The following is a 15706-nucleotide window of genomic DNA, read 5'->3' as shown; positions in this document are numbered from 1 at the left end:
CCGACGGGAAGGGGCCCAGCGATGAGCACGTTCACGCAGGAGTGGCAGGACTGGAAGACCGGGCGCGAGTCGGACCTCGCCGCACCGCACGGCTGGCTGGCGCTGGTGTCGCTGGACTGGCTGACCGACGCCCCGCGCGAGTACCCGGGCATCCCCGGCCGCTGGTGGCAGGACGCCGACGCGGCGTACGTCGACCCGGCCGGCGCCTCGCTCGAGCACGACGGCACCCCGATCACGGACGTCCGGCGCTTCGAGCTGGTCAACAGCGGCGCGGGCACGCGCGTGCTGGCCGGCGACGTCGAGATCGAGGTGGCCCGCCGCTCGGGATACCTGATCCGGGTGCACGACCCGAAGGCCGAGGTGCTGCGCGCTTTCCACGGCGTCCCGGCGTACGAGCCGTCGCCGTCGTGGGTGCTGTCCGGCCGCTTCGAGCCGTTCGACGCGCCGCGGCCGACCACGGTGGGTGCGGTGGTCGAGGGCCTGAGCCACGTCTACACGGCGCCGGGCCTGGTCCACTTCGAGCACGACGGCGCGTCGCACACGCTGACCGCGTTCAACGGACGGGAAGGCGGCTTCAGCATCCTGTTCACCGACGGGACGAGCGGCGTCACGACGTACGCGGCCAACCGGTCGCTGCCGGTCGGCGCGCCGGCCGCGGACGGCACGGTGACCCTCGACTTCAACCGCGCGGTCAACCTGCCGTGCGCGTTCACGGACTTCGCGACGTGCCCCCTGCCCCCGGCGGGCAACCACCTGGCCTTCGCGGTGGAGGCGGGGGAGAAGACCCCGTACGAGCGCTGACGGGGTCCGCCCCACGTTTCAGCTGGCGACGTCGATCACGATGCGGTTGGGCGCGGTGAGCGTGAAGACGTTCACCGTCGTCCGCGACCGCACGCCGAGCCCGACGGTCAGCTGGGCTTCGAAGTCCCCGGTGACGGCGACGGCCATGACGTTGCGCAGGTTCCACGTCCGGAACTTCTGCGGCCCGGTGTAGGTGGGCACGCCGTTGTCGTCGTGCGCGGCGGCGAACGGCACGGTGACGTTGATGAAGTACTGCCCGGTGAGCCACACGACGTCCCCGGTCGGGTCGGCGGTGAGCTCGTCGAACAGCTGGTAACTGGCGCTCGGCGCGCCGCCGGCGGTGAGGTCGAGCACGATCCGGTCGAACCCGGGGTTGGCCCCGGTCCGGATGGCGGTCAGGGTGGGAACGCTGTGCACGGCGGCGTTCGCGGGCGCCGCGGCCGCGGTCACCGCGGCGGCGAGCACCATGGTGACGGCGACGAGGGCGCGTCTGACGGGTCTGGACATGGTTGGGCCTCCTGGCGGGTGCGAACCGGTGGAAGCCCCAGCGCTGGGGTCATGCGGGGGACGCCCGGTTCGTCCGGGGAGTTGCCCGGTGTCCGGGATCGGCGGCCCAAGCGTTATCCGGCTGCTCCGAACGTGTCGTGAGCGGGAAACCGGGTTCTGACCCGGTTTCCCCTTCACGACCGCGTCTGGGACCTCACCAGCCGCGTTCGCGCCATTCGGCGAGCTTCGGGCGCTCCGCGCCCAGTGTCGAGTCGTCGCCGTGGCCCGGGTAGAACCACGTGTCGTCCGGCAGTTCGTCGAAGATCCGGGACGACACGTCGTCCACCAGTGTCGAGAAGTCCTCCGGGGACGTCGTCCGGCCCACGCCGCCCGGGAAGAGCGAGTCTCCGGTGAACAGGTGCGGGTGGCCCGCCGGGTCGCGGTACAGCAGGGCGATCGAGCCCGGTGTGTGGCCGCGCAGGTGGATCACCGAAAGGGTGACCTTGCCCACCGTGAGCGTGTCTCCGTGCTCCACCAGGAAGTCCGGCGGCACCGGCAACGGCTCGGCGTCCAGCGGGTGCGCCGCGGTGTTCGAGCCGTTCGCGCCCGCCACCGCGCCCAGGGCCTGCCAGTGGTCCTGGTGCTGGTGGGTCGTGACGACCGTGCGCAGGGCCGGGCGGTCCGGGCCGTGGCCGATCAGGTCGGAGATGCGCTCGGGGTCGCTCGCCGCGTCGATGAGCAGGGCTTCGTTCTCCTCCCGGCACACCAGCAGGTACGCGTTGTTGTCCATCGGGCCGACGGACAGCTTGGTGATGGTCAGCGCGTCCAGGGTCCGCCGGGAGGCGTCGCCGCCCGGGTCGACGTGCCCGGTGTAGGTCTCCACGATGTTCACCCCGCCCACGGTAGTCGGGGCACCGCAAGCGGTTCCACCCGCACAAGCGTGCGCTCACCTCGCCACGTAGGCTCGCCGGAGCCCCGCAAGCCGACCCCGCGCCGACCCGTGCCGACCCAGGGAAGACCGTGCCGACGACTCCGACGCCGACCCCGGTGCGAGGCGTACGCCGGATCAGCTGGGACCTCCTGCGCGTCTTCGCCGTCCTCGCGGTGATCCTCGGACATGTCACCCACCAGGGTGCTCTTCTGCACCCGGAGCTCACGGGGTACCCCGTGCGGGTGACCGCGCAGTTCGGGGCGGCGATCCTCCTGGTGATCTCCGCGTTCTTCGTGTGCGCGAGCCTCCGCAAAGGCCGTCCGGGCCGGTGGCTGTGGAACCGGGTCGCACGGCTCGTGCCCGCCTACCTGGTCGCGGTGCTCGTCACCTACCTGGTGACGCGGTACGCCGCCATCCGCTTCAGCGGGCTGCCGTTCCCGCCGGGCCTGACCGGCTTCCTCTTCGGCGTGCCGCAGGGTCTGCCGACGGACCCCTCGCCCTGGTACATCCCGACCTGGGCCGACCTGCTCGCCAACCTGGGCATGGTCCCCGAATGGGGTTACCGCTTCGAGTGGTTTTACTACCTCGACGGCTCCTATTGGACACTCCCCGTGCAGCTCGCGGCCTTCGCCTGCGCGGCGCTGCTGTGGCCGCGGGCGTGGCGGACACACCGGGTGACCGTCGGCCTGCTGTGGGCGCTGATCCTGGTGCCGCTGGTGATCCGGTTCGCGATCGTCCCGCCGTCGCTGGAGCCGTCCACGCACCAGAAGGTCGCCGACTCCGTCTTCTACGGCCTGGGCCTGCACCGCGCGCACGTCTTCGCCATCGGCGCCGCCCTCTGGCTGTGGTCGAAGGAGCGGCTCGCGCACTGGCACGTCGCGCTGTTCGTGCTCGCCACCTGCGTGGCGCAGGACCTGCAGGTGTTCCCGTTCCACCGCGAACTGCCGCAGGACGCCCAGCGCTGGCCGTCCACGATCGGGTTCGCCGTGCTGCTCGCGGGCGTCTGCCTCGCCGCGCGCGGGCCGGACTGGCGCTTCCCCGGGCTGCGCCGGATCGCCCCGGCCGTCACCTGGCTCGCGGGCATCTCGTATGGTCTTTATCTGGTGCACCAGGAACTGGGTTACATCCTGGCGCGCGCCCTGATCAACCTCGGCGTCCCCGGCTGGCTGCGGCTCCCCGCGGTCGTGGCCGCCGCCGTGCTGGCGGGCTGGGCGATCACCGCGGGCGTCGAACGGCCGGTCCACCGGTGGCTCACCGCTCGCCGGGATCGCCATCGCAAGCCGGAAGAACCGCAGGTCACGGACTCGGAGCCGGTTTTTGTCGGTGGTGGCTCGTAGCATGGAGGCCGCCGCTCGTGCAGTCTCCGACCGAGCCGGCAACCAGCTGAGAATGACACTGAAGGGACCCTGGCGTGGCTGATCGCCTCGTTGTTCGCGGCGCCCGCGAGCACAACCTCCGCGGCGTGGATCTCGACCTGCCCCGCGACAGCCTGATCGTGTTCACGGGTCTGTCCGGCTCCGGTAAGTCGAGCCTCGCCTTCGACACCATCTTCGCCGAGGGGCAGCGCCGGTACGTCGAGTCGCTGTCCGCGTACGCCCGCCAGTTCCTGGGGCAGATGGACAAGCCGGACGTCGACTTCATCGAGGGCCTCTCGCCCGCGGTGTCGATCGACCAGAAGTCCACCTCGCGCAACCCGCGCTCGACCGTGGGCACGATCACCGAGGTCTACGACTACCTCCGGCTGCTCTACGCCCGCGCCGGCAAGGCCCACTGCCCCAAGTGCGGTGAGCCGATCAGCAAGCAGACTCCGCAGCAGATCGTCGACCAGGTGCTGGAGATGGACGAGGGCGTCCGCTTCCAGGTGCTCGCGCCGGTCGTGCGCGGCCGCAAGGGCGAGTACGTCGACCTGTTCGAGAACCTGCAGCAGCAGGGCTACGCGCGCGTGGTCGTCGACGGCACGGTGCACCCGCTCACCGACCCGCCGAAGCTGAAGAAGCAGGAGAAGCACCAGATCGGCGTGGTGATCGACCGGCTGAGCGTGAAGTCGAGCTCGCGCCAGCGGCTCACCGACTCGGTCGAGACGGCGCTGCGGCTGGCCGACGGGCTGATCGAGCTCGAGTTCGTCGACCTGCCGGAGAACGACCCGCACCGCATCCGCGGCTTCTCCGAGAACCTGGCCTGCCCGAACGGCCACCCGCTGGCCATCGAGGACCTCGAGCCCCGCTCGTTCTCCTTCAACTCGCCCTACGGCGCGTGCCCGGTGTGCACCGGCATCGGCATCCGCAAGGAGGTCGACCCGGAGCTGGTGGTGCCGGACGACGAGCTGTCGCTGGCCGAGGGCGCCATCGCGCCGTGGGCGGGCGGGCAGAGCGCGGACTACTTCGTCCGGCTGCTCGAGTCGCTGTCGGAGACCATCGGGTTCCGGATGGACACGGCGTGGCGCAAGCTGCCCGCGCGCGCCCAGAAGGCGGTGCTGCACGGCGTCGACGAGCAGGTGCACGTCCGCTACAAGAACCGCTACGGCCGCCAGCGGTCGTACTACGCCAGCTTCGAGGGCGTCATCCCGTTCCTCGAGCGGCGCCAGGAGCAGACCGAGTCCGAGTACATGCGCGAGCGGTACGAGGGCTACATGCGCGAGGTGCCGTGCCCGACCTGCCAGGGCACCCGGCTCAAGCCGGAGATCCTCGCCGTCACGCTGCAGCACAAGACCCGCGGTGACATGTCGATCGCCGAGGTCTGCGGGCTCTCCATCGCCGAGGCGTCGCAGTTCCTCGACGAGCTAGAGCTCGGGCAGCGCGAGTCGATGATCGCCGGGGCCGTGCTCAAGGAGATCCAGGCCCGCCTGCGGTTCCTGCTCGACGTCGGCCTGACGTACCTCTCGCTCGACCGCGCGTCGGGCACGCTGTCGGGCGGCGAGGCGCAGCGCATCCGGCTCGCCACGCAGATCGGCTCCGGCCTGGTCGGCGTGCTGTACGTGCTGGACGAGCCGTCGATCGGCCTGCACCAGCGCGACAACCACCGGCTGATCGAGACGCTGACCCGGCTGCGCAACCTGGGCAACACGCTGATCGTCGTCGAGCACGACGAGGACACCATCCGCTCCAGCGACTGGGTGGTCGACATCGGCCCGGGCGCCGGCGAGCACGGCGGCCACATCGTCCACAGTGGACCGTACAAGAAGCTGCTGAAGAGCAAGGACTCGCTCACCGGGCAGTACCTGTCCGGGCGCCGCAGGATCGAGGTCCCGGCGATCCGGCGGCCGATCGACAAGAAGCGGCAGCTGACCGTCATCGGCGCGCGCGAGCACAACCTGCGCGGGCTGGACGTCTCGTTCCCGCTCGGCTGCCTCGTCTCGGTCACCGGGGTCTCCGGTTCGGGCAAGTCGACGCTGGTGAACGACATCCTGGCGACGGTGCTGGCGAACAAGCTCAACGGCGCCCGCCAGGTGCCGGGCCGCCACACCCGGATCAACGGCCTCGCCCAGGTCGACAAGCTGGTGCGCGTCGACCAGTCGCCGATCGGGCGGACCCCGCGGTCCAACCCGGCCACCTACACCGGTGTCTGGGACCACGTCCGCAAGCTGTTCTCGGCGACCACCGAGGCGAAGGTGCGCGGCTACCAGCAGGGCCGGTTCTCGTTCAACGTCAAGGGCGGCCGCTGCGAGGCCTGCGCCGGCGACGGCACGATCAAGATCGAGATGAACTTCCTGCCGGACGTCTACGTCCCGTGCGAGGTCTGCAAGGGCGCGCGGTACAACCGCGAGACCCTCGAGGTGCACTACAAGGGCAAGACCGTCTCGGACGTGCTCGACATGCCGATCGAAGAGGCGGCGGAGTTCTTCGAGCCGATCAAGGCGATCCACCGGCACCTGCAGACCCTGGTCGACGTCGGCCTCGGCTACGTCCGGCTCGGCCAGCCGGCGCCGACGCTCTCCGGTGGCGAGGCGCAGCGCGTGAAGCTCGCGAGCGAGCTGCAGAAGCGCTCGACCGGCAAGACGGTCTACATCCTCGACGAGCCGACCACCGGCCTGCACTTCGAGGACATCAACAAGCTCATCGGCGTGATCAACGGGCTGGTCGACAAGGGCAACTCGGTGATCGTGATCGAGCACAACCTCGACGTGATCAAGACGTCCGACTGGATCATCGACATGGGCCCGGAGGGCGGCAACGGCGGTGGCACGGTGATCGCCGAGGGCACGCCCGAGCACGTGGCCGGGGTCGAGACCAGCTACACCGGCGAGTTCCTGCGCCACGTCCTCACGGCCGAGTAGGCCGGGTAGCGCGTCACCGCTCCTTGCCGGTGGTCTGGTGGACCACCGGCGAGAGCGGCCCGTAGAAGAGCGCACGGACCCGGTACGACGATCCCTGTTCCCCCGGCAGGAGGGACAGGGCGCACACGGACGTGTCCGGGTCCGTCACCTCGACCGGCGAGAAGTCCTTCTCGCCCGGGCGGCGGATCTCCAGCAGGAACCCGGCTTCGTCGGGTGACATGTCGGTCCACGAGACCGTCAGCGTGCCGTCCCCGGCGTCCACCAGGCGCAGGTGCGCCGGCCCGGTGCCGCCCTTCGAGAGCTTCGTCGGCGCGCCCACGGTCGTCTCCACCGACACCGGGCCGGTGAACGGCTGCTCCCGGTAGTAGAACGGCGTCTCCGGGATCAGGTCCGGGTGGTGGTAGCTCGTCGTGTGCGGCGGCAGGAACTCGAGCGTCGTCCACGGCCCGGCGGGGTCGTTCGCGTACTCGACGCGGTGGCCCGCGTCGTCGTCGGGCCACGCCAGCACCACGTCGGTGGGGGACGTCAGGGTCGCGGTGAGCGGCGGCGGGGCGGGGGCGGGTGCCGCGGCGCAGCCCGCGGCCAGGAGCACCACCAGGACTAGCGGTTTCGCGGACACGGCGGCTCCCGGGACGACGGGGGCGGCGGAACGGTACCCAGCCTAGGAACCCGCCCGCACGGCGACAAGACCGTGCCGATCACCGGGACACACCAATCCGTCCGTGAACCGGCACCGAACCCGCGCGAATCCCCCCTGAACCGTTTCGGCCGGGCGTCCGTGTCTGGGATGTCGAGGTCCGCTGGACGGCGGTGCCGCCCTCACCGAGGAGAAGAACGTGATGAACCGTATCCGGACGGCCGTCGTCTGCGCTGCCGCATTCGCTGTCGTGGCCCCGCTGTCGGCCTGCGGCGACATGGCATCGGGAGCCGTGGGGCCGGAACACGGCCAGCCCGGGCACGTGATGCTGGCCGCCGCCACGGTGGCGGGAGTCGGCGCGGTCGTCACGGACGCCTCCGACAAGACGCTGTACCGGTTCGACAAGGACATGTCGCAGCCGCCGACGTCCACCTGCGACGCTCAGTGCGCGGCCACCTGGCCCCCGGTGCTCGCCGGGGAGGCCCCGCCGATGCTCAAGGGCATCCAGGACACCCAGGTCGGCACGCTGGACCGCAAGGACGGCAGCAAGCAGCTCACGCTGAACGGCTGGCCACTGTACGAGTTCTCGGGCGACAAGGCACCGGGGCAGGCGAACGGCCAGGGCGTCAACGGCACCTGGTTCGCCGTCGCCCCGGACGGCAGCAAGATCACCGCGCCGGCCGCGGCCGGCGGCTCCGGCTACTGATACCGACGGTTTCCGGGCAGAACGAGGAAGGACGGGCAGCCGATGAACACCATGGTCGCGCTGCGCTCGACCCACGCACCGCCGGTGGCGCTGCGGGTTGCAGTACTGTCCTCGCCGACTCAGAACACCGTCGGGAGGACGAGGGTGGCGATCGGAGGCAGGCGGCCGAAGAAGGCCAAAGGCGAAGACCTGATTCGGCAGCTTTACGCCGAACACGGGCGGAGCCTGCTGGCCTACGCGACGAGGCTGACCGGTGATCGTGCGGCAGCCGAGGACGTGGTCCAGGAGACGCTGGTACGGGCGTGGAAACACGCAGACGACCTGCAGAACGACGGGAAGGGCTCGGTGCGCGGCTGGTTGCTGACCGTCGCGCGCAACCTGGTCACCGACCGGGCGCGAGCCCGGGCGGCACGGCCACAGGAAGTGGCCGAACCGGCCGAAGGCGTGCCCACGCCGTCCGTCGAGCGCGATCACGCCCAGGGCGTGGTCGACTCGATGACGGTGCTCGGTGCGATGGACGGGTTGTCCAACGAACATCGAGAGGTCCTGGTGGAGATCTACTACCGGGGACGGACGGTGGCCGAAGCGGCGAGAACACTGGGCGTCGCACCGGGTACCGTGAAATCAAGGTCGTACTACGCACTCAGGGCTCTCAGAGCCTCGATGATCTCGGGAAGCGGAACGGAGGTGGCGCGGTGAACGCGGTGGACGAAAGTCATACGCAGCTCGGCGCGTACGCCCTCGGGGCGCTCGACCCGGCGGAGGCGGCCGACTTCGAACGACGGCACCTGCAAACCTGCGCCCAGTGCAGGTTCGACCTGAACGAGCTCGTGGCGTTGCGCGAGTCGCTCGACGAGGTGCCGCCCGAGGCGTTCCTCGACGGGCCGCCCGAAGGCGGGGAGCTGCTGCTGCAGAAGACCCTCCGGCGGGTGCGCGAAGAGGAGACGGCGGCACCGGCGCGGACCGCGTCGCGGCCGGCGTCCCGGCGGGGCCTGGCCCTGGTCGCGGCGGCGGTGCTGGTCGTGGCCGCACTCGGCGGCGGGATCCTGGTCGGGCGGCAGACGTCCGACTCGAGCATCGCGGCGCCGGCGTTCCCCCCGGACACCCCGGCGGGGACGAAGAGCGTCGAAGGGCGGGATCCGACGACCGGCGTGCAGCTGGCCGCGTCGGTGGCGCCCTTCGCGGGCTGGGTCAAGGTCAACGTCGCCGTCAAAGGCGTCAAGGCCGGGGAACAGTGCCTGCTGCAGGTCGTGACCAAGGAAGGCCAAGCGGTCACCGCCGGCAGCTGGAAAGTGTCCGAGAAGTGGGAGAGCCAGGGCTTTTCGCTCGATGGGTCCGCGCTGGTCGCGCCCGACGACGTGAAGTCGGTCGACATCGTCACGGTGGACGGCCGGAAGCTGGTCTCGGCCCAGGTGTGAGGTCGTGATGGGCGCGCGCTACCGGTTCAGCAGCTCCTGGCTGCTGCCCGGTACCGCGCCCGAGCGGGTGTTCGGCGCGGTCACCGACCTCGCCGGCTACCCGCGGTGGTGGTCGGACGTCCGCACGGTGCGCCGGGTGGACGACGACACCGCCGAACTGGTCTGCCGTTCGCGGCTCCCGTTCCGGCTGGTCGTCCGGATGCACCGCGACCACCAGGACGAGCGGGCGGGCCTGATGCGGGTCAGGCTCAGCGGAGACCTCGAAGGGGTGCTGGCCGGCACCGTTCGCGCGACGGGCGCGGGGACGCTGCTGGAGATCACCCAGGACGTCCACGCGCGCAAGGCGTTGCTGCGGCGGTTCGGCACGGTGGCCCGGCCACTCTTCCGCGTGAACCACGCGCTGATGATGCGCCGGGGTCACCGGGGCTTGAGCACCTACCTCGCGTGAGCGGGGCGACGACCCGGCCGGGAGAACCCGGGTCGTCGCCCCGCTCACGCGGAACCGGCGACGCACACCTCCGGCTCGGTGGCGCTCCGGTGTGGACGTCGGGCCAGCACCGCCGCCCCGAGCGCGATCGCCGCGATCAGGAACCCCGCGCTCGTGCCGTAGGCCAGCCGGAAACCCGACGCCAGCGCCTCGCGGTGGTCCACCGAGCCCAGGCTCGCCGTGCGCGACGCGGCCACCGTGGCCAGTACCGCGGTGCCGATCGCCGCACCCACCTGCTGCGTGGTGTTGATCAGCCCGGACGCCACTCCCGAGTCCGCCGGCGCGGCACCCGACATCGCCAGGCCCATCAACGCGGGGATCGCCACGCCGGCGCCGAGACCCATCACCAGCAACGGCGGCAGGACGTCGGTGAAGTAGGCACCCCGCACCGAAACCCGGGTGAGCAGCAGCAGGCCGGCGATCACCAGGCCCAGGCCGGACAGCAGCACCGTGCGCGGCCCGAACCGCTCCGCGAGCTTGCCCGCGAAACCGAGCGACGCGATCGCGATCACCACCGGCACCGGCAGGAACGCGACGCCGGTGCGCAGCGCGTCGAGGCCCAGCACCTGCTGCAGGTACAGCGCGGTGACGAACTGGAAGCCGAGCATCCCGGCGACCATCAGGACCATCACCAGGTTGGCGCCGGTGACCGCGCGGCTGCGGAACAGCCGCAACGGCAGCAGCGGCGTGCGCGCCTTCGCCTGCCGCACCACGAATCCGGCGAGCAGGACGACGGCGGCACCCAGGGCGATCCGGTTGTAGCCCGTGATCCCGTAGACGCCGAGCATCACAGCGGCGGTGACCAGGACGGCGCCGAGCGCGTCCAGGCCCGCCCGCAGGCCGCTGCCGCGGTCCGCCTCGACCACCCGGACGGCCAGCACCAGCGCGACGGCGCCGATCGGCAGGTTGACGTAGAACGTCCAGTGCCAGCTCAGCGCCTGGGTCAGCGCGCCGCCCGCGATGAGCCCGATCGACGCGCCCGCGGCCTGCGTGAAGCTGTAGACGCCGATCGCCTTCGCCCGGGCCCGCGGCTCCGGGTACATCGTGACGATCATCCCGAGCACCACGGCCGACGCCAGCGCGCCGCCGACGCCCTGCACGAACCGCGACACGACCAGGGACGGCCGCGCTGTCGGCGAGGCCGGCGGCCAGCGACGCCGCCGTGAACAGGCCCAGGCCGCCGAGGAAGACCCGGCGGCGGCCGAGCAGGTCGCCGAGCCGGCCGGAGAGCAGGAGCAGGCCGCCGAAGGCAACCAGGTAGGCGGTGACGACCCAGGCGAGCCCGGCGGCCGTGAAGCCGAGGTCGGCCTGGATCGCGGGCAGCGCCACCGCGACGATGCTGCTGTCGAGCACGACCATCAGCGACGCGGCGCACAGCACCGCCAACGCGAGGCCGCGGGATCGGGTGGGATGGTTCTCGGCCATGGCAGGCCCCTCCAGTCGAGCGTTTCCCCTGGTCGTCTCCAGGGCACTTCTTGTAACAGTGCCCATCATGTGTGACCATGGGTGCGCCGTGAAGGAGGCACTTCCATGTCCCAGGGGAACATCGATGTACCTGTCCAGGCAGCGGAGGTGGACCCGGAGAAACTCGAGGCCTGCACGCTGCTCGAGGTCATCAACCGGGTCAGCGGGAAGTGGCCGATCGGCATCCTGCTGGAGGCCATGCGCGGCCCGGTGCGGTTCACCGAGCTGGAGCGCGCGGTCGAGGGCATCAGCCGCCGGATGCTGACGCTGACCCTGCGCAACCTGGAGCGTGACGGCCTGCTGGTGCGCACGGTCTACCCGACGGTCCCGCCGCGCGTGGAGTACGAGGCCACGCCGATGGCGAAGGAGCTGTACCAGTCGCTGACCGGCCTGCTCGGCTGGGCGGAGCGGCACCGCGAGTCGATCGCCGCCGCCCGCGTCGTCTACGACGGCCACGCGGCCTGCTGACAGGCCGCCGCCTGTGTGAAGTTCGCGTGAAGCGATGCATCTTTCCTGGGGAAAGCTACGCCTCGGGGCCCTCGGGCGCAGCTTTCTCGCCGAAAGTGCCGACCTGAAGACGTGGAAACGGGCCGCGGTGCGAAGTCGGGGAACTCGCACCGCGGCCCGCGTGGCTCGTGCTCAGCGGGGGCGTGAGCACGAACGTGGTGGGGTTACTTCGCGGGTTGCTTGGCCGCGTCGTCCAGGTCGTCGGTGGCGGCCGCGTGGCTGTGGTCGTCGAGCATGGTCGCCTCGTCGAAGGGTTCCTGCCCGGCGAAGACCCGCTCGGCCTTCTCCCGGTCGAACTCCTTCGTCCAGTTTCCGATGAGGACGGTCGCGACGGCGTTGCCGGCGAAGTTCGTCAGCGCGCGGGCCTCCGACATGAACCGGTCGATGCCGAGGATGAAGCCGACGCCGTTGACCAGTTCCGGCCGGTGCGACTGCAGGCCGGACGCCAGCGTCGCGATGCCCGAGCCACTGACGCCCGCCGCGCCCTTCGACGCGATGATCATGAACGCCAGCAGGCCGATCTGCGAACCGATCGAGAGCGGCTCGTCCTGCGCGGCGGCGATGAACAGCGTCGCCATGGTCAGGTAGATCGCGGTGCCGTCCAGGTTGAACGAGTAGCCGGTCGGCACCGTGATGCCGACGACCGACTTGCTGACGCCGACGTGTTCCATCTTCGCGATCAGGCGCGGCAGCGCCGACTCCGAGGACGACGTCGAGAGGATCAGCAGGAACTCGCGGCCGAGGTAGCGCAGCAGGTTCCAGATGAACACGCGGGCGCCGAGCCACAGCACGATCCCGAGGATCACGAACACGAAGATCAGGCAGGTGGCGTAGAAGCCGATCATGATCACGGCGAGGCTCTTCAACGCGGCCCAGCCGGTCGCGCCGACGACGGCGGCGATGGCGCCGAACGCGCCGATCGGGGCGGCCCACATGATCATGGACAGGACGCGGAACACGAGACGCTGGATGTGCTCGATGCCGCGCAGGATCGGGGCGCCCTTGGGGCCCAGCTTCTGCAGTGCGAACCCGACGAACAGCGCGACCAGCAGGGCCTGCAGCACTTCGCCGTCGGTGAAAGCGGAGACAAAGGTCTTGGGGATGATGCCGAGCAGGAAGTCGACCGGGCCTTCGGCGCCGGTGGCGGACTTCTGGACGCTCTTCACGTCGGCCGGGTTGAGGTGCAGGCCGGTGCCAGGGTGCAGGATGTTGCCGACGACCAGGCCGATCGCCAGGGCGAAGGTCGACATGATGATGAAGTAGAACAGGGCCATCAGTCCGACTTTGCCGACCTTGGCCGCTTTCGCGACGGAGCCGACGCCGATGACGATGGTGCAGAAGATGATCGGTGTGATCATCATCTTGATCAGGTTGACGAAGCCGTCACCGAGGGGCTTGAGGCCCTTGGCGAAGCCGGGGAAGAGGAAACCCACCAGGATCCCGAGGGCCACGGCGACGATCACGGCCAGGTACAGGTAGTGGGTCTTGTCCCGCTTGCGCGGGGTCTCCTCGGTTGTCGGTGGGGTCGGCACCGTTGCCTCCAGCTCAGGGGTGTTCCAGGTTGCGGCACACTGTAGGCCCACCGAGGTGACCCGGCTCACTTGTGTTCATTGAGTTCGCGCGATGATCGCACCGTCCCGTTCGGACACCCGGGCCCCGGTGTGCTGGTATGAGGAGGTGTCCCCGACGTCGTCCCGCTGGAGCCTGGCGCGCCAGCTGCTCGTGCTGCAGCTGGTGGTGCTCTGCGTGCTCGCGGGCGCCGGGATCACGTTCGCCTACCTCGACGCGTCGCGGGCGACCGACCAGAACGCCAAGGACCAGGTGCGCGCCGTCGCCGCGACGGTGGCCGACGCGCCGTCCGTCATCGCCGCGGTGGACGCGCCCGCCCCGAGCGCCACGCTGCAGCCGTTCGCGGTGCGCGTGCAGGCCGACACCGGCGTCGACTTCATCACGATCATGAGCCCGGCCGGGATCCGGTTCACCCACCCGAATCCGGCCCTGATCGGGCAGCACTACATCGGGAACATCGCGCAGGCGCAGCGCGGGCAGCAGCTCACCGAGACCTACACCGGCTCCCTCGGCCCGTCGATCCGCACGGTCGTCCCGGTGTTCGGCGCGGACCGGCGGGTGATCGCGCTGGTCGCCGTCGGGATCACCGTCGCGGCGATCTCGGCCGAGCTGCGCGAACGGCTCTGGCCGCTGTTCGGCGTCGCGGGCGCGGTGCTGCTGGTGGGCGCGCTCGGCGGCTGGCTGATCAGCGCGCGGCTCCGCCGCCAGACGCGCGGGATCGCGCCGGACGAGCTGAGCAACCTGTTCGAGTACCACGAAGCCGTGCTGCACTCGGTCCGCGAAGGGGTGCTGCTGGTCGGCCGCGACGGGAAGGTCGGGCTCTGCAACGACGGCGCGCGCGTCCTGCTCGGACTCGACGCCGACCCGGTCGGCCGGGAGCTGGGCGCGCTGGGCCTGCCCGCCGAGCTGGTGACGGCGTTCGGCTCGGCCGAGACCCGCGCCGAGGAGCTGCACCTGACCGACGCGCGCGTGCTGCTGGTCAGCACGACCGCCGTCCGCGCGGGCGGCCGGGCGCAGGGCACCGTCGTGGTCCTGCGTGACCACACCGAACTGCAGTCGCTGACCGGGGAGCTGACCACCGCGCGCGGTCTCGCAGAAGCGTTGCGGTCGCAGGCGCACGAGGCCGCGAACCGGCTGCACACCGTGGTTTCCCTGGTGGAGATCGGCAAACCCGAGCAGGCCGTCGAGTTCGCGACGGCCGAGCTCGCGCTCGCCCAGGAACTGACCGACCGCGTCGTCGGCGCCGTCGCCGAACCGGTGCTCGCCGCGCTGCTGCTGGGGAAGGCGGCCGAGGCGAGCGAACGCGGAGTGGAGCTGACGATCACGCCGGACACGATGATCGACGACGCGACCCACGGCGTCGCCGCGCGCGACCTCGTCACCATCCTCGGCAACCTGATCGACAACGGCATCGACGCCGCGGTGCACGGCGACGGCCGGCCGGCGGTCGTCGTCACCGCCCGCTCCGACGCCGACGAGCTGCTGCTGCGCGTCGCCGACACCGGCCCGGGCGTCCCCGACGACGCCGACGTCTTCCGCCGCGGCTGGTCGACGAAGGCCGGGGAAGGACACGGCCTCGGGCTCGCGCTCGTCGGGCAGGCGGTGCGCCGCTACGGCGGTACGGTCGACGTCGGGCGGGACGGCGGCGCGGTGTTCACCGTGCGCCTGCCGCGGCAGGAGGCCGGCCGGTGATCCGGGTGCTGGTGGTGGAGGACGAACCGGTGGCCGCCGAGGCGCACCGCGTCTACGTCGAACGGCTCGCGGGGTTCTCCGTGGCGGGCGTGGTCCACTCCGGTGGCGACGCGTTGCGGTTCTGCGAACGCGAGCCGGTCGACCTCGTGCTGCTGGACTTCTACCTGCCGGACACCCACGGCCTGGCGGTCTGCCGCTCGCTGCGCGCGGCCGGGCTGCCGATCGACGTCATCGCCGTGACGTCGGCGCGCGACCTCGCGCTGGTGAAGGCCGCGGTGTCGGTCGGTGTGGTGCAGTACCTCCTCAAGCCGTTCACCTTCGCCACCCTGCGCGAAAAACTGGAGCGCTACGCCGAATTCCGCGACGCGTCCGGCGAGGTGTCCGGCCAGGCCGAGATCGACCGGGCCCTGGGCACGCTGCGCACGACCGAGCAACCGCCGCTGCCGAAGGGCATGAGCGTCCAGACGCTGGAAGCGATCACCGACGCGCTGGGCGGGGCAGCGGACGGCCTGTCGGCGGGCGCGGCGGCCGCGGCGATCGGCGCGTCCCGCGTCACGGCCCGCCGGTACCTGGAGTACTTGGCGGACAACGGAATGGCCCACCGCGAGCCGCACTACGGCCAGGTCGGCCGGCCCGAGGTCTGGTACCGCCTGACCCGTGCCTAGGCGGTGTCCTGCAAGTCAAGCTCGCGGTCTTCGCGCCCAGGCGGCCCCTGACGGCACGGGCGGATCACCC

Annotated in this window: 14 protein-coding genes and 1 pseudogene; 10 read left to right on the top strand and 5 right to left on the bottom strand. The window is 71.1% G+C overall.

Annotation, left to right across the window (positions count from 1 at the left end; all coding sequences use genetic code 11):
* Positions 1-21 precede the first annotated feature (21 nt).
* On the top strand, positions 22-801 hold the full coding sequence (locus MUY22_RS45310) for a DUF1684 domain-containing protein (protein WP_247054101.1): 780 nt from the start codon (positions 22-24) through the stop codon (positions 799-801).
* Between the two features lie 18 nt (positions 802-819).
* Here the strand turns inward: MUY22_RS45310 and MUY22_RS45305 are convergent, their stop codons facing one another.
* Complete coding sequence (locus MUY22_RS45305; RefSeq protein ID WP_247054099.1) at positions 820-1308, bottom strand: hypothetical protein; 489 nt, start codon at positions 1306-1308, stop codon at positions 820-822.
* A 193-nt stretch (positions 1309-1501) separates the two neighbouring features.
* Positions 1502-2179 carry an MBL fold metallo-hydrolase gene (locus tag MUY22_RS45300; protein WP_247054097.1) on the bottom strand — a complete coding sequence of 226 codons (678 nt, stop codon included), beginning with the start codon at positions 2177-2179 and terminating at the stop codon, positions 1502-1504.
* Positions 2180-2307: 128 nt separating this feature from the next.
* Here MUY22_RS45300 and MUY22_RS45295 point away from each other — a divergent pair, with 128 nt between their 5' ends.
* Together MUY22_RS45295 and uvrA are read left to right on the top strand one after the other, a co-directional pair.
* Complete coding sequence (locus tag MUY22_RS45295) at positions 2308-3555, top strand: acyltransferase (protein ID WP_247054095.1); 1248 nt, start codon at positions 2308-2310, stop codon at positions 3553-3555.
* A gap of 74 nt (positions 3556-3629) precedes the next feature.
* The gene (gene uvrA, locus MUY22_RS45290) at positions 3630-6491 is read left to right on the top strand and encodes an excinuclease ABC subunit UvrA (RefSeq protein ID WP_247054092.1); all 2862 of its coding nucleotides are present in this window, start codon (positions 3630-3632) and stop codon (positions 6489-6491) included.
* 13 nt (positions 6492-6504) lie between these two features.
* Here the strand turns inward: uvrA and MUY22_RS45285 are convergent, their stop codons facing one another.
* A complete protein-coding gene (locus tag MUY22_RS45285) occupies positions 6505-7110 on the bottom strand; it encodes a fibronectin type III domain-containing protein (RefSeq protein ID WP_247054090.1) in 606 nt (201 codons plus the stop codon).
* Positions 7111-7330: 220 nt separating this feature from the next.
* Between MUY22_RS45285 and MUY22_RS45280 the strand changes: the two genes are divergently transcribed.
* The 4 genes from MUY22_RS45280 (at position 7331) to MUY22_RS45265 (ending at position 9700) form a co-directional block, all read left to right on the top strand.
* On the top strand, positions 7331-7834 hold the full coding sequence (locus MUY22_RS45280) for a hypothetical protein (protein WP_247064427.1): 504 nt from the start codon (positions 7331-7333) through the stop codon (positions 7832-7834).
* A gap of 144 nt (positions 7835-7978) precedes the next feature.
* Positions 7979-8533 (top strand): sigma-70 family RNA polymerase sigma factor, encoded by a 555-nt coding sequence (locus MUY22_RS45275; RefSeq protein WP_247064425.1) that lies wholly within the window; start codon positions 7979-7981, stop codon positions 8531-8533.
* Positions 8530-9252 (top strand): anti-sigma factor, encoded by a 723-nt coding sequence (locus MUY22_RS45270; RefSeq protein WP_247054088.1) that lies wholly within the window; start codon positions 8530-8532, stop codon positions 9250-9252. The genes MUY22_RS45275 and MUY22_RS45270 overlap by 4 nt, the downstream gene beginning before the upstream one ends.
* Before the next feature lie 7 nt (positions 9253-9259).
* Positions 9260-9700: an SRPBCC family protein gene (locus tag MUY22_RS45265; RefSeq protein ID WP_247054085.1), complete on the top strand. Its 441-nt coding sequence runs from the start codon at positions 9260-9262 to the stop codon at positions 9698-9700.
* Between the two features lie 44 nt (positions 9701-9744).
* Here the strand turns inward: MUY22_RS45265 and MUY22_RS45260 are convergent.
* Positions 9745-11164: pseudogene (locus MUY22_RS45260) on the bottom strand (DHA2 family efflux MFS transporter permease subunit).
* Between the two features lie 105 nt (positions 11165-11269).
* Between MUY22_RS45260 and MUY22_RS45255 the strand changes: the two are divergent.
* A complete protein-coding gene (locus MUY22_RS45255) occupies positions 11270-11671 on the top strand; it encodes a helix-turn-helix domain-containing protein (RefSeq protein ID WP_247054083.1) in 402 nt (133 codons plus the stop codon).
* A gap of 203 nt (positions 11672-11874) precedes the next feature.
* Here MUY22_RS45255 and MUY22_RS45250 read toward each other — a convergent pair whose 3' ends face one another.
* Positions 11875-13242, bottom strand: coding sequence for a cation:dicarboxylate symporter family transporter (locus tag MUY22_RS45250; RefSeq protein WP_247054081.1), 1368 nt, complete (start codon positions 13240-13242; stop codon positions 11875-11877).
* A gap of 91 nt (positions 13243-13333) precedes the next feature.
* Between MUY22_RS45250 and MUY22_RS45245 the strand changes: the two genes are divergently transcribed.
* A complete protein-coding gene (locus tag MUY22_RS45245) occupies positions 13334-14971 on the top strand; it encodes a sensor histidine kinase (RefSeq protein WP_247054079.1) in 1638 nt (545 codons plus the stop codon).
* Positions 14968-15636: a response regulator gene (locus MUY22_RS45240; RefSeq protein ID WP_247054077.1), complete on the top strand. Its 669-nt coding sequence runs from the start codon at positions 14968-14970 to the stop codon at positions 15634-15636. Before MUY22_RS45245 ends, MUY22_RS45240 begins: the two co-directional genes overlap by 4 nt.
* The last annotated feature ends 70 nt before the right edge of the window (positions 15637-15706 follow it).

Origin of the sequence: Amycolatopsis sp. WQ 127309 (genome assembly GCF_023023025.1) — a bacterium.
Taxonomy (GTDB): Bacteria; Actinomycetota; Actinomycetes; order Mycobacteriales; family Pseudonocardiaceae; genus Amycolatopsis.
This window is presented reverse-complemented; position numbering and strand designations above follow the sequence as displayed.

Coding starts and splice junctions, on each gene's coding strand:
- MUY22_RS45310 (WP_247054101.1), top strand. CDS start 22: ATGAGCACGTTCACGCAGGAGTGGCAGGACTGGAAGACCGGGCGCGAG.
- MUY22_RS45255 (WP_247054083.1), top strand. CDS start 11,270: ATGTCCCAGGGGAACATCGATGTACCTGTCCAGGCAGCGGAGGTGGAC.
- MUY22_RS45305 (WP_247054099.1), bottom strand. CDS start 1,308: ATGTCCAGACCCGTCAGACGCGCCCTCGTCGCCGTCACCATGGTGCTC.
- MUY22_RS45265 (WP_247054085.1), top strand. CDS start 9,260: ATGGGCGCGCGCTACCGGTTCAGCAGCTCCTGGCTGCTGCCCGGTACC.
- MUY22_RS45245 (WP_247054079.1), top strand. CDS start 13,334: ATGATCGCACCGTCCCGTTCGGACACCCGGGCCCCGGTGTGCTGGTAT.
- MUY22_RS45280 (WP_247064427.1), top strand. CDS start 7,331: ATGAACCGTATCCGGACGGCCGTCGTCTGCGCTGCCGCATTCGCTGTC.